Genomic DNA, 12,333 nt, shown 5'->3' with positions numbered 1-12,333 from the left:
GTTATGGTAATTACCACACTAGCGAGATGCCTCGGCTGCGCTCGGCATGACGGTCAAAAACAATCGAAAAGATGCAATACGTCGTCATTATTTACCTGTGCCTGGCCATCTGGCTGTACCTGCTGCTGGGCGGCGCCGATTTTGGCGCGGGCATCATGGAACTGTTCACGCGGAGCAAAAATCGTAGCGCTGCCCGCCAGACCATGTCGCACGCAATCGGGCCTATCTGGGAAGCCAACCACATGTGGCTCATCATTGCGGTGGTGATTCTGTTTGTGGGCTTCCCGCGCATCTACGGCGTCATGTCGGTGAGCCTGCACATTCCGCTGGTGGTAATGCTGCTCGGTATCATTGCCCGCGGCACCGCTTTCGTGTTCCGGCACTACGATGCCGTGAAGGACCGGATGCAGATGCTCTACAACCGCATTTTTGCGCTTTCCAGCGCCGTAACGCCGTTTTTTCTGGGCGTTATTGCCGCCAGCGTGCTGGCTGGCTATGTCAACCCCGCCGCTACCGATTTTCTGACGGCCTACGTATGGAGCTGGCTGCACTGGTTTGCCGTGGCCGTGGGCGCCTTTACGGTGGCCTTGTGCGGGTTTCTGGCCAGCGTGTACAGCATCGGCGAAACCCACAACGAAGCGGATAAGCGCTACTTCATTCGCAAGACGCGCACGATGACCATCATTACCTTTCTGGCCGGCGCACTGGTGTTTGTGGCGGCCGGGTTCGAGGGCATCCCGCTTGGGCCGTGGATTTTCGGCAACTGGGTAGGCTCCTCGGCAGTAGGCTTGGCTACGCTGTCGTTGGGCGGGCTGTTCTACGCCGTCAGCCGGGGGCATACGGTGTTGCCGCGCCTGCTGGCCGGCTTTCAGGTGACGATGATTCTGCTAGCCATCGGCTACCGGCACTTCCCCGATTTTGTGGTGCTGCGGCACGGCTCTAACCTTTCTCTGCTGCGCGACCAGGCTCCGGCGGCTACCATGCAGGCGCTGGGCTGGGCCTTGCTGCTAGGCAGCATATTTATTCTGCCGGCGCTGTACTACCTCTACTACAGCTTTCAGCACGAGGCAGAGGAAGTGGCCGAAGGAACTACCATTGCGGCGGTCCGGAAGTAGGCCACACAAACGCAAAAAGGGTTGCAGCCACTGGCTGCAACCCTTTTCTCTAGTAGTTCTGAAAACTAGTCTACTTTCTTGGCCGAGCGCAGACGCTCGTTTTCGTCGAGCAGGATTTTGCGCATCCGCACCGACTTCGGCGTCACCTCTAGGTACTCATCCTTCTGGATGTATTCCATGGCTTCCTCCAAAGAGAACTGGCGCTTGGGCACAATCTTCACGTTGTCATCCGTGCCGGAAGCACGCATGTTCGTAAGTTTTTTGCCTTTCTGGATGTTGATGGTCAGGTCGTTGGGACGGGTGTGCTCACCGATAACCTGGCCAGCGTATACCTCTTCGCCCGGATCAACGAAGAACTCACCGCGGTCCTGCATCTTGTCGATGGTGTAGGCGGTGCCGGCACCGGTGTCCATCGAAATCAGCGAACCGGAGATACGACCGGGGATTACGCCCTTGTACGGCTCGTAGCTCTGAAAGCGGTGGTTCATGATGGCCTCACCGGCGGTGGCGGTCAGCACGTTGTTACGCAGACCGATCAGACCGCGGGCCGGAATGTTGAACTCCAGGTGCTGCAGGTCGCCCTTGGGCTCCATAATGGTCAGCTCGCCTTTGCGCATCGTCACCAGCTCGATAACCTTGCCGGCGGTTTCCTCCGGTACGTCTACCACCAGGTGCTCGATGGGTTCGGTGCGGTTGCCGTTCTCGTCTTCACGGAACAGTACCTGCGGCTGGCCTACCTGCAGCTCAAACCCTTCGCGGCGCATCGTTTCGATGAGAACCGACAAGTGAAGAATACCGCGGCCGTACACGAGGAACGTGTCTTCCTTATCGGTTTCCTTTACGCGCAGCGCCAGATTTTTCTCGGTTTCCTTGAACAGACGGTCACGCAGGTGGCGCGAGGTTACAAATTTGCCTTCCTTGCCGAAGAAGGGCGAGTTGTTGATGGTGAACAGCATGTTCATCGTCGGCTCGTCGATGCTGATGATGGCCAGTCCCTCGGGGTTCTCGGCATCCGCCAGCGTATCCCCGATTTCGAAGCCTTCGATGCCGGTTACGGCGCAGATTTCGCCGGAGCTAACCTCCGAAACCTTGGTGCGACCCAAGCCTTCGAACACCTGCAGCTCTTTAATTTTTACTTTCTTGATAGTGCCGTCGCGCTTCACCAGGCTCATGTTCGAGCCTTCCTTCAGCGTACCGCGGTGTACGCGGCCGATGGCGATACGGCCCACGAACGAGGAGTAGTCGAGCGAGGTAACCTGCATCTGGGGCGTGCCGTCCAGCTGCGGAGCGGGCGGAATAGAGGCCACCACGGCGTCGAGCAACGGGATGATGCTGTCGGTTTTCTGTTTCCAGTCGGTGCTCATCCAGCCCTGCTTCGAGGAGCCGTACAAGGTCACGAAGTCCAGCTGGTCTTCGTTGGCGCCGAGGTTGAACATCAGGTCGAAAACCTGCTCGTGCACCTCGTCGGGGCGGCAGTTTTCTTTATCGACTTTGTTTACTACCACGATGGGCTTCAGGCCCAAGTCAATGGCTTTGCCCAGCACGAAGCGCGTCTGGGGCATGGCGCCTTCGAAGGCATCCACGAGCAGCAGTACGCCGTCGGCCATCTTGAGCACCCGCTCCACCTCGCCGCCGAAGTCGGCGTGACCAGGGGTGTCGATGATGTTGATTTTTACGTCCTTGTACCGTACCGATACGTTTTTGGAGACGATGGTAATGCCCCGCTCACGCTCCAGGTCGTTGTTGTCAAGGATGAGGTCGTCGAACTGCTGGTGCTCGTCGAACAGCTTGGAGGCGTGAATGATCTTGTCCACGAGCGTAGTCTTGCCGTGGTCAACGTGCGCGATGATGGCGATATTGCGAATGTTCTGCATACAATGGGTTTTCCGGGTGCAAAGGTACGGAATGTTTGGCGCAAAAACCTGCAGGTAATTAATTGTTACTGAGAGAGGAAGAAACAGCCAACGGGAAGCAAGACAACTTATTGGCCCCCTGCGGTTCCAGAAAGGCCCAAAGGAACTGATTGGAGCGGCAAAGCCGAACCGCAGGCCGGCTGCGTATGTTGTACCTGCAACCTGGGTTGCGGCCCTGTCTTCTTACATCGTGCACTCGTCTTTTCCCTTTTCCGAATGCGTTCTTCCTTGCTGATTCTGCTGCTGTCGGTTTTCACCCTGAACTCGGCCTGCTCGCAGAAAAAACCCGTGGCCGTAGAAAAGCCCCAGGCGCCCACGCAGCCCACGGCCGCTGCCAAAGCCTATCCCAAGCCCCGGCTTGTCACGGGCAAGCCCGACGAGTTTCCCATCCGCAAAACCGATGCGCAGTGGAAAGCTCAGCTTACCCCGGACCAGTATTTTATCCTGCGGCAGCAGGGCACTGAGCGGCCTTTCACGGGCAAGTACCACGACAACCACGCGAAAGGCAACTACTACTGCGCCGCCGACCACAATCTGCTGTTTTCCTCGGAAACCAAATTTGAGTCGGGCACCGGCTGGCCCAGTTTCTGGGCTCCGGCCTCCGAAAACAGCCTGAAAGTAACAGCCGACAAAAGCTACGGTATGAGCCGCGACGAACTCCTGTGCGCCCAGTGCGGCGGCCACCTCGGTCACGTCTTCAACGACGGCCCCAAGCCCACCGGCCTGCGCTATTGCATGGATGGCAACGGCATGGTATTCGAAAAAGCCAAGTAGATGGCTGAATGGGTGAATTGTTGAGCGGCTGTCATTGCGAGCCACGCGAAGCAATCCGTCCTGAACAATACCAACTCCATTCTTTTACCAGAAAACCCCTGACGGATGATGCGGCAGGGGCTTTCTGTTTTATTGGAGCTTGTCACATTTCAGCGGCCGGATTGCTTCGCTCTGCTCGCAATGACGGTCATTTACCCAGTAGGCCATTCAACTCAACGTCAACTTCCGCGCCGCTGTGCCGTTGTAGAGAAGCCCGTCGGTTAATGGCGGGCTTCTCTGTTTTTCTGCCATGAAACTCCCCGTTATTTCTTTCCGGCTTTTGCTTCCTGCGCTGGCTGGCCTGCTTTCCTGCACGGCCGCCGAGGAAAGCGCCGCCGAGCTGGAGCGGCCCGCTGTGCCGGCCTCCATCCAGTCGGATGCCGACCGGCAGGCTGCTTATAATAGCAACGCGGGCTACGGCGGCTCGGTGCCTGATGCCACGCCCGGCCGCGTGCCTATCCGGGAGCAGGCCAGTGGCATCAATTCCCGCAAGCGCCCCGAAAGCCTGAACACCAATGACCCCAACAACTCCACGCCCGAAACCCGCCTGCGTCGCATCAATGGGGCCCCCACCGATACGCTGCGCCGGCCGTAACACTCGGTCTAACCAAACATAAAAAGGTCCCTCAACTCCTTGAAGCTGGGGGACCTTTTTATGTTTGCTGACTGATTCAGGACGCTTCGTTGGACGTAGCGGTGCTGTCGGCGGCGGGCTTACGGTTGCCGGCCGGGCGGCTGGTGGTTTTGGCAGCGCCTGAGGCGGCAGACTTGGCAGCGGGTCGGGCCTTGGCAACCGGGCGGCGCGGGGCTACCGGCGCCAGGGGGGCGTCCAGGCCTTCGTTGCCAGAGCCGGTCAGTACGTCGGCATCGGTGCTGATGCTGTCGGAGCCGGCGGGCGAACCGGTATCGTAGTGGCGCACTATCGTGTGCAGGGCCTGCTCAAACATGCGCTCCGTATCGGCATCGAGGCGGCGGGTGGCTTCCTTCACCACTTCCTTGAGCTTGGCTTTGGTTTCCTGCCGGATGCGCTTCACTACCTCGTCCATGCGTTTGTCGAGTTCCTGCTGCAGCTGCTTGGCAGCCGCTTTCAGGCTCTTTTTCTGACTGGCTTTCTTCTGTGAGCGGGCGTCCGTCAGTGAGTCAGTGGACGACGCGGTTGCCTTGGCCGCTTTGGCGGCTTTGCGCTGGGCCTTTTGCTCGGCTTTCACCTCAGGGGTTTTCTTGGCCTTCTTTTCGGCCGGTGCTTTTGCGGTTTTCTTCATCGGGACGGGAGGTTTGGGAGAATAGTCGAGGTTAAGGTACGGGAAGCGCGCCGGGTGGTTGATAAATAGGAGAAGCGTTTGGGCAGTGGCTTTGCTCAGGTGGCGGCTCCTGCCGGATATCCTGCATTTTCCTCGTTCCTTTGTGGCCTGATGCCCGCGCTGCCGGGCCCTTGTGCCGTTTTTCAGCTTTTTCGCATGTCTGCTACTTTTCCCCAACGCTATACCGTTACGGCCGCGCTGCCTTATGCCAATGGCCCCGTGCACATCGGCCACTTGGCTGGCGTGTACTTGCCCGCCGATATCTATGTGCGCTACCTGCGCGCCCAGCAGCGCGACGTGAAATTCATCTGCGGCTCCGATGAGCACGGTGTGCCCATCACCATCCGGGCCCAGAAAGAGGGCGTTACGCCCCAGCAGGTAGTCGATAAGTACCACGCCATCATCCGCGACTCATTCAAGGATTTCGGGGTGTCGTTCGATATCTATTCGCGGACGTCCAACGACACCCACCGCGAGGTAGCCAGCGGATTTTTCCGGAAGCTCTACGAAGAAGGCAAGTTCATCGAGCAGACCTCCGAGCAGTACTATGACGAGAAGGCCGACCAGTTTCTGGCCGACCGCTACATCGTAGGCACCTGCCCCAACTGCGGCAACGAAAATGCCTACGGCGACCAGTGCGAGAAGTGTGGCACCTCGCTCAGCCCTACTGAGCTCATCAACCCGCGCTCCATGCTCTCGGGCAACCACCCCGTGCTGCGCGAAACCAAGCACTGGTACCTGCCCCTGGATCAGTACGAGCCCTGGCTGCGCGAGTGGATTGTGGAAGGCCACAAGCAGGACTGGAAAGCCAACGTGTACGGCCAGTGCAAAAGCTGGATCGACCAGGGCCTGCACCCCCGCGCCGTAACCCGCGACCTGGACTGGGGCGTGCCCGTGCCGGTAGCCGGCGCTGAGGGTAAGGTGCTCTACGTGTGGTTTGATGCGCCCATCGGCTACATCTCGGCTACCAAGGACCTGCTGCCCGACACCTGGGAAACCTACTGGAAAGACCCCGAAACCAAGCTGGTGCATTTCATCGGCAAGGACAACATCGTGTTCCACTGCATCATCTTCCCAGCGATGCTCAAGGCTCACGGCGACTATATCCTGCCCGACAACGTGCCCGCCAACGAGTTCCTGAACCTGGAAGGCGACAAAATCAGCACGAGCCGTAACTGGGCCGTGTGGCTGCACGAGTACCTGCAGGATTTCCCCGGCCAGGCCGACGTACTGCGCTACGTGCTCTGCGCCAACGCCCCCGAAACCAAGGACAACGACTTCACCTGGAAGGACTTCCAGGCCCGCAACAACAACGAGCTGGTAGCCAACCTCGGCAACTTCGTGAACCGGGCCGTGGTGCTCACCCACAAGTTCTTCGGAGGCCAAGTACCGGCCGCCGTGGGCTTCACCACCGAGGACGAGGATGTACTGCGCCAGTTGAGCGAGTTTCCGGCGCGTATCGGGGAGCTGATTGACAACTACCGCTTCCGTGACGCGCTAAATGAGCTGATGAACCTCTCGCGCCTGGGCAACAAGTACCTGGCCGACCAGGAGCCCTGGAAGCTCATCAAAACCGACGAGGCCCGTACCGGCACCGTGCTACACGTTTCCCTGCAGCTGGCTGCCGCCTTGGTCACGCTGTTGGAGCCCTTCCTGCCCGAAGCCGCCGCCCGTCTGGGCCGGATGCTCAACACCGAAAAAGGCACCTGGCCTCAGGCCGGCCGCCCCGATCTGCTGCCCACCGGCCACCAGCTGGCCGAAGCCGCGCTGCTTTTCACCAAGATAGAAGATGCCACTGTGGAAGCCCAGGTGCAGAAGCTGCTCGACACCAAGAAAGCCAACGAGCTGGCCGCCGCCGTAGCCGCTCCCGCGAAAGAAGACATCAGCTTCGAGCAGTTCCAGCAGATGGATCTGCGCATCGGCACCATCGTGGCCGCCGAGAAGGTTGCCAAAACCAAAAAGCTCCTCAAGCTCAGCGTAGACCTCGGTTTCGAGGAGCCGCGCACCATTGTATCGGGTATTGCCGAGCACTTCCTGCCTGAGGCCCTTGTCGGCCAGCAGGTGCAGGTGCTGCTCAACCTCGCCCCCCGCGAAATCAAAGGCATCCAGAGCCAGGGCATGCTCCTGATGGCCGAAAACGCCGACGGCGTGCTTAGCCTGATGCAGCCCAGCAGCCCCGTACGGCCTGGCTCCGGCGTAGCGTAGGGGCCTCACCCCAAGGAGAGGGGAGCCTAATGGCCCGAACGAACAATGGCCTCAGCTGAAAAGCTGAGGCCATTGCATTTAATGGCTGACAAATCAGTTCCAGCGGAGTTACTGGCTTTCCTATCCTTGGGAGAGGGGGCAGGGTGAAGACCTTACTTCACGTTCACCACGTTCATGGCCCGCTCCACGCCCATGGTGCCGAAGGCCAGCACCGCTTCGGCGGCTTTTTCCAGGCGTCCTTCCAGGTCGATGTTCTCATCGGCCGAGAAGGGGCTAAGTACGTAATCCACCTGCCTGCCTTTGGAGAAACTGGAGTCGATGCCGAAGCGCAGGCGGGCGTATTCGTCGGAGCCCAGGGTCTCCTGGATGTGCTTGAGGCCGTTCTGGCCGCCGGCCGAGCCTTTGGCTTTCAGGCGCAGCTTACCGAAGGGCAAAGCCAGGTCATCCGTCACGACCAGCATCTGCTCTTTCGTCAGCTTGAGTGCGCTCAGCCAGTGGGCCGCCGCCTTGCCGCTCAGGTTCATGTAGGTGGTGGGCTTGGCCAACACGAAGGTGTGGCCCTTGTGGCGGATTTCGGTAGTGAAGGCGTGCCGGCCCAGCGCCCAGGGTGCGGCGTCGTGCTTTTGGGCCAGGTAGTCGCCCACCATAAAGCCTACGTTGTGCCGCGTATTGGCGTATTCCGGCCCGATGTTGCCCAGGCACAGCACTAAAAACTTGCTCACGGATTAGCTCAGATGTAAACAGATTTCACGGATTTTGTAATCGGCGCTGGTTGGCCGGTCAGCAGAGTCCGCGGGCAAAAATAGCGGATGCGCCAGTAAACCCCCGAAAAGCGGAAGGCCACCCTGAGAGCAGGATGGCCTTCCGAGGTAGAAAAGAACGAATGCCGCGCCGGCCACAAAATCCGTGAAATCCGCTAAAATCCGTGCTAATCCGTGGTCTTACTTGTCGGCGTTGAGCGTGCCTTTGAGGGCACGTGGGATGGTAACGGTGGCAATGGGCGCCTGGGGGTTGGTGAGGATGGTAAAGCCGTTGGGCTCCACTTTGCTCACTTTGATGGATTTGCCCAGGCCCAGATCCGAAATGTTTACCTCCACGAAGTCGGGCAGGTTTTCGGGCGCAGCCTTTACTTTCAGCTTACGCAGCTTGCTTACCAGCTTGCCACCCTGCTGTACGCCGGGCGAGGTGCCGATGTACTTCACGGGAATGTCCATCTTCACTTCTTTGCCGTCCTGCAGCTCCAGGAAGTCAACGTGCAGCAGCATTTCGTTCACGGGGTGGAACTGGGCGTCCTGCACGATGGCGCGGTACATGGTGCCTTCCACGTTCAGGTCTACAATGTGCACCTCAGGGGTGTACAGCAGCTCACGGAACAGGATAGCGGGAGCGGAAAAATGCACTTGCTCAGCGCCGCCGTACAGTACGCACGGTACGTACGACTCGAGGCGGATGGCCTTGGCATCTTTCTTACCGAGATTCGCTCTTTTAAACCCTACAATCTCGAGGCTTTTCATAAAGGAGTGTGTTTGGAGAATGAAAACCGCTCACCCACAGCAGGCAAACGGGCCGCAAAGATAGCCGCTTTGTTTGGGAATAGAAAGCGGCTGCTGTCATTGCGAGCAGCGCGAAGCAATCCGTCCTGAACAATACCAGCCCCGTCTTTCTACCAGAAAGCCTTTGACGTATGGCGCGTCAAGGGCTTTCTGGTTTGTTGAGGCCTGTTAAATTTCAGAGGACGGATTGCTTCGCGCTGCTCGCAATGACAGGTTTTGGCTAGATAAACAACGAGCTGATCGACTCGTGCGACACCACGTTGTGAATGGCCTGGGCGAAGAGGTTAGCCACCGAAATAACCCGAATTTTGGGGTTTTCCTGCTTGAGCGAGATGGTATCGGTGATAACCAGCTCCTCCAGCACCGAGTTGCGGATCCGGTCGTGGGCGGGGCCGGACAGCACGCCGTGCGTAATCACGGCCCGCACCGACTTGGCCCCGCGCTCCATCAGCAGCTCGGCGGCTTTGCAGATGGTGCCGGCCGTATCCACGATGTCATCGATCAGGACCACGTTCATGTCCGTCACGTCGCCGATGACCTGCATGGAGGCAATTTCGTTGGCCCGCAGGCGAGTTTTGTCGCAGACCACAATTTCGGCCCCGAACTTCTTGGCGAAGGCGCGGGTGCGTACCACGCCGCCTACGTCGGGGGAGGCGAAGATGAGGTTGTCGAGGTTGAGGGACTTGATGTAGGGCGCCGAAACGGTAGCGCCATCGAGGTGGTCGACGGGAATATCGAAGAAGCCCTGAATCTGGCCCGCGTGCAGGTCGCAGGTCATCAGCCGGTCGGTGCCCACGCTCTGCACAAACTCGGCCACCACTTTGGCCCCGATGCTCACGCGCGGCTTGTCTTTGCGGTCCTGGCGGGCGTAGCCGTAGTAGGGCATCACCACGGTCACGGAGGCGGCGGAGGCGCGCTTGGCCGCGTCCACCATCAGCATCAGCTCCATCAGGTTTTCGGCGGGCGGGTTGGTGCTCTGAATCAGGAACACGGCGCAGCCCCGCACGCTTTCGTTGAAGCTCGGTCCCAGCTCCGTATCGGCAAAGCGCTGGATGCTCAGGTCGCCGAGGGGCTGACCGTACGCGGCGGCAATCTGTTCTCCTAACTCGCGGGACGCGTTGCCGGCGAATATTTTAACCTGCTGTGACATGGGCAAAATGGAAAAAGGGGAAAAAGCGAAAGGCGCCGAATCTTCCGGAGAGGAAGACTCAGCGCCTTTCGCATTACTTAGTCGGTTGTCCGACCAGGGCTCGAACCTGGACTTTCTTGAATCAAAATCAAGCGTGTTGCCAGTTACACCATCGGACAATTTCCCATTCGTAGTACCGCTATGGTGTTCCGTTTGGGTGTGCAAATGTACTACGGGTTTTATTCAAGGCAAATTTTTGGTGAAAAATATTTCGGAGGAATTCCGCCCCGTGGCCCCGAAAGCGCCGTTTTACGGGGTCTGAATGCTTGATTTTCAGGGCCGGAAGAAACCAGCCCAAACCGGAAAATTTTCTGTGCGGGCCGACTTTGGCAAAGCGGCAATTAAGCCGTAGTTTTGCGGCCTGAAAACGTTGCCCACTCACTATAAAGAAACGCAATGGCGAATACCGGCAAAATCACCCAGGTTATCGGGCCCGTCGTAGACGTGAGCTTCGCGGGTGAAAGCTCCAAGCTTCCCAACATCCTCGACGCCCTCGAAGTCACGAAAGACAATGGCCAGGTGGTAATCCTGGAGGTCCAGCAACACCTGGGCGAAGACCGGGTGCGCACCATCGCCATGGACTCGACCGAGGGCATGACCCGCGGCGCCGTAGTACGCGACCTGGGTGCGCCCATGTCGATGCCTACGGGCGAAGGCGTGAAAGGCCGCCTGTTCAACGTGGTAGGCTATGCCATCGACGGCATTCCCCAGCCCAAGAGCGACGGTCCGCTGCCGATTCACCGCCAGCCCCCGCCCTTCGAAGACCTGGCTACTTCGTCGGAGGTGCTCTTCACGGGTATCAAAGTAATTGACCTGCTCGCTCCTTATGTAAAGGGTGGTAAGATTGGTTTGTTTGGTGGTGCCGGCGTAGGCAAAACCGTACTCATCATGGAGCTGGTAAACAACATCGCCAAGGCCTACGCTGGTCTGTCGGTGTTTGCTGGTGTGGGTGAGCGTACCCGCGAAGGCAATGACCTGCTGCGCGAATTCATCGAGTCGGACATCATCAAGTACGGTGAGGAGTTCAAGCATTCGATGGAGCAAGGCGGCTGGGACCTGACCAAGGTAGACCAGAACGAGCTGCTCAAGTCGCAGGCCACGCTGGTGTTCGGCCAGATGAACGAGCCCCCCGGAGCCCGGGCCCGCGTAGCCCTGTCGGGCCTCACCATTGCGGAAAACTTCCGCGACGGCGACGGTTCCGGTGCCGGCCGCGACATCCTGTTCTTTATCGACAATATCTTCCGCTTCACGCAGGCTGGTTCCGAAGTATCGGCTCTGCTGGGCCGTATGCCCTCGGCCGTAGGATATCAGCCCACGCTGGCTACCGAAATGGGTGCCATGCAGGAGCGTATCACCTCCACCAAGCGCGGTTCCATCACATCGGTACAGGCTGTATATGTGCCGGCCGATGACTTGACTGACCCGGCTCCGGCCAACACCTTTGCTCACCTGGACGCTACTACGGTACTGTCGCGCAAGATTGCCGAGCTCGGCATCTACCCGGCCGTAGACCCACTGGACTCCACCTCACGTATCCTGTCGATTGAGGTTCTCGGCGACGAGCACTACAACACGGCCCAGCGCGTGAAAGAGATTCTGCAGCGCTACAAGGAACTGCAGGACATCATCGCCATCCTGGGGATGGACGAGCTGAGCGAAGAAGACAAGCAGGTAGTAAACCGCGCCCGCCGCGTGCAGCGCTTCCTGTCGCAGCCCTTCTTCGTGGCCGAGCAATTCACCGGTCTGGCCGGCGTACTGGTTGACATCAAGGATACCATCAAAGGCTTCAACGCCATCATCGACGGTACCTACGACCACCTGCCTGAGGCAGCCTTCAACCTGGTAGGCACCATCGAGGATGCCGTTGCCAAAGGCGAGAAGCTGATTGCCGAAGCCAAGTAAATTTCTAATGTGGGGAATGTGCTGATGTGGGAAATGTGAAAATTACTTTCACACAACCCCCAGCACATTCATCACATTTCCACATTTCTCACATTAGAAAGCATGCATCTGGAAATCATCACGCCCGACCGTAAGGTCTTTGAAGGCGAGGTTTCGTCGGCCCAGTTTCCGGGTACCGACGGCCTGTTTGAAGTGCTGAACGACCACGCTCCCCTGATTTCGGCCCTGAAAGAAGGCAACGTGGTGCTGAACGGCGGCGCTACCACCTTCCGCATCGATGGTGGGGTGGTGGAAGTGCTCCGCAACAAGGTCATCGTGCTGGCCGAAGGCGCTTCGGCGTAA

11 protein-coding genes and 1 tRNA gene are annotated in these 12,333 nt (G+C 58.8%); 6 read left to right on the top strand and 6 right to left on the bottom strand.

The window, feature by feature from the left end; translation table 11 throughout:
• Positions 1-71: 71 nt before the first annotated feature.
• Positions 72-1,115 carry a cytochrome d ubiquinol oxidase subunit II gene (locus tag I5L79_RS02735; RefSeq protein WP_196953477.1) on the top strand — a complete coding sequence of 348 codons (1,044 nt, stop codon included), beginning with the start codon at positions 72-74 and terminating at the stop codon, positions 1,113-1,115.
• 65 nt (positions 1,116-1,180) lie between these two features.
• Here I5L79_RS02735 and typA read toward each other — a convergent pair whose 3' ends face one another.
• Positions 1,181-2,989: a translational GTPase TypA gene (gene typA, locus I5L79_RS02730; protein ID WP_196953476.1), complete on the bottom strand. Its 1,809-nt coding sequence runs from the start codon at positions 2,987-2,989 to the stop codon at positions 1,181-1,183.
• Between the two features lie 255 nt (positions 2,990-3,244).
• Between typA and msrB the strand changes: the two genes are divergently transcribed.
• A complete protein-coding gene (gene msrB, locus I5L79_RS02725) occupies positions 3,245-3,802 on the top strand; it encodes a peptide-methionine (R)-S-oxide reductase MsrB (RefSeq protein WP_196953475.1) in 558 nt (185 codons plus the stop codon).
• A 289-nt stretch (positions 3,803-4,091) separates the two neighbouring features.
• The gene (locus I5L79_RS02720) at positions 4,092-4,436 is read left to right on the top strand and encodes a hypothetical protein (RefSeq protein ID WP_196953474.1); all 345 of its coding nucleotides are present in this window, start codon (positions 4,092-4,094) and stop codon (positions 4,434-4,436) included.
• A 76-nt stretch (positions 4,437-4,512) separates the two neighbouring features.
• Here I5L79_RS02720 and I5L79_RS02715 read toward each other — a convergent pair whose 3' ends face one another.
• A complete protein-coding gene (locus I5L79_RS02715) occupies positions 4,513-5,103 on the bottom strand; it encodes a hypothetical protein (protein WP_196953473.1) in 591 nt (196 codons plus the stop codon).
• 195 nt (positions 5,104-5,298) lie between these two features.
• Between I5L79_RS02715 and metG the strand changes: the two genes are divergently transcribed.
• Positions 5,299-7,347, top strand: coding sequence for a methionine--tRNA ligase (metG, locus tag I5L79_RS02710; RefSeq protein WP_196953472.1), 2,049 nt, complete (start codon positions 5,299-5,301; stop codon positions 7,345-7,347).
• Between the two features lie 152 nt (positions 7,348-7,499).
• Here the strand turns inward: metG and pth are convergent, their stop codons facing one another.
• The 4 genes from pth to I5L79_RS02690 form a co-directional block, all read right to left on the bottom strand.
• The gene (pth, locus tag I5L79_RS02705) at positions 7,500-8,069 is read right to left on the bottom strand and encodes an aminoacyl-tRNA hydrolase (protein ID WP_196953471.1); all 570 of its coding nucleotides are present in this window, start codon (positions 8,067-8,069) and stop codon (positions 7,500-7,502) included.
• Between the two features lie 219 nt (positions 8,070-8,288).
• Positions 8,289-8,861 carry a 50S ribosomal protein L25/general stress protein Ctc gene (locus tag I5L79_RS02700; protein WP_196953470.1) on the bottom strand — a complete coding sequence of 191 codons (573 nt, stop codon included), beginning with the start codon at positions 8,859-8,861 and terminating at the stop codon, positions 8,289-8,291.
• Between the two features lie 259 nt (positions 8,862-9,120).
• Positions 9,121-10,050 (bottom strand): ribose-phosphate pyrophosphokinase, encoded by a 930-nt coding sequence (locus I5L79_RS02695; protein ID WP_196953469.1) that lies wholly within the window; start codon positions 10,048-10,050, stop codon positions 9,121-9,123.
• A gap of 85 nt (positions 10,051-10,135) precedes the next feature.
• Positions 10,136-10,208, bottom strand: a tRNA-Gln gene (locus I5L79_RS02690).
• Positions 10,209-10,485: 277 nt separating this feature from the next.
• Here I5L79_RS02690 and atpD point away from each other — a divergent pair.
• Together atpD and atpC are read left to right on the top strand one after the other, a co-directional pair.
• On the top strand, positions 10,486-11,991 hold the full coding sequence (gene atpD / locus I5L79_RS02685; protein WP_196953468.1) for a F0F1 ATP synthase subunit beta: 1,506 nt from the start codon (positions 10,486-10,488) through the stop codon (positions 11,989-11,991).
• A 102-nt stretch (positions 11,992-12,093) separates the two neighbouring features.
• On the top strand, positions 12,094-12,333 hold the full coding sequence (gene atpC, locus I5L79_RS02680; protein ID WP_196953467.1) for an ATP synthase F1 subunit epsilon: 240 nt from the start codon (positions 12,094-12,096) through the stop codon (positions 12,331-12,333).

Source organism: Hymenobacter guriensis, assembly GCF_015773195.1.
GTDB classification, from domain to species: Bacteria; Bacteroidota; Bacteroidia; order Cytophagales; family Hymenobacteraceae; genus Hymenobacter; species Hymenobacter guriensis.
This window is presented reverse-complemented; position numbering and strand designations above follow the sequence as displayed.

What these genes read in the sequence shown, in the direction of transcription:
- atpC (WP_196953467.1), top strand. Translation starts at nt 12,094, where the DNA reads ATGCATCTGGAAATCATCACGCCCGACCGTAAGGTCTTTGAAGGCGAG.
- I5L79_RS02735 (WP_196953477.1), top strand. Translation starts at nt 72, where the DNA reads ATGCAATACGTCGTCATTATTTACCTGTGCCTGGCCATCTGGCTGTAC.
- I5L79_RS02695 (WP_196953469.1), bottom strand. Translation starts at nt 10,050, where the DNA reads ATGTCACAGCAGGTTAAAATATTCGCCGGCAACGCGTCCCGCGAGTTA.
- I5L79_RS02715 (WP_196953473.1), bottom strand. Translation starts at nt 5,103, where the DNA reads ATGAAGAAAACCGCAAAAGCACCGGCCGAAAAGAAGGCCAAGAAAACC.
- atpD (WP_196953468.1), top strand. Translation starts at nt 10,486, where the DNA reads ATGGCGAATACCGGCAAAATCACCCAGGTTATCGGGCCCGTCGTAGAC.
- typA (WP_196953476.1), bottom strand. Translation starts at nt 2,989, where the DNA reads ATGCAGAACATTCGCAATATCGCCATCATCGCGCACGTTGACCACGGC.
- metG (WP_196953472.1), top strand. Translation starts at nt 5,299, where the DNA reads ATGTCTGCTACTTTTCCCCAACGCTATACCGTTACGGCCGCGCTGCCT.
- I5L79_RS02720 (WP_196953474.1), top strand. Translation starts at nt 4,092, where the DNA reads ATGAAACTCCCCGTTATTTCTTTCCGGCTTTTGCTTCCTGCGCTGGCT.
- I5L79_RS02700 (WP_196953470.1), bottom strand. Translation starts at nt 8,861, where the DNA reads ATGAAAAGCCTCGAGATTGTAGGGTTTAAAAGAGCGAATCTCGGTAAG.
- msrB (WP_196953475.1), top strand. Translation starts at nt 3,245, where the DNA reads ATGCGTTCTTCCTTGCTGATTCTGCTGCTGTCGGTTTTCACCCTGAAC.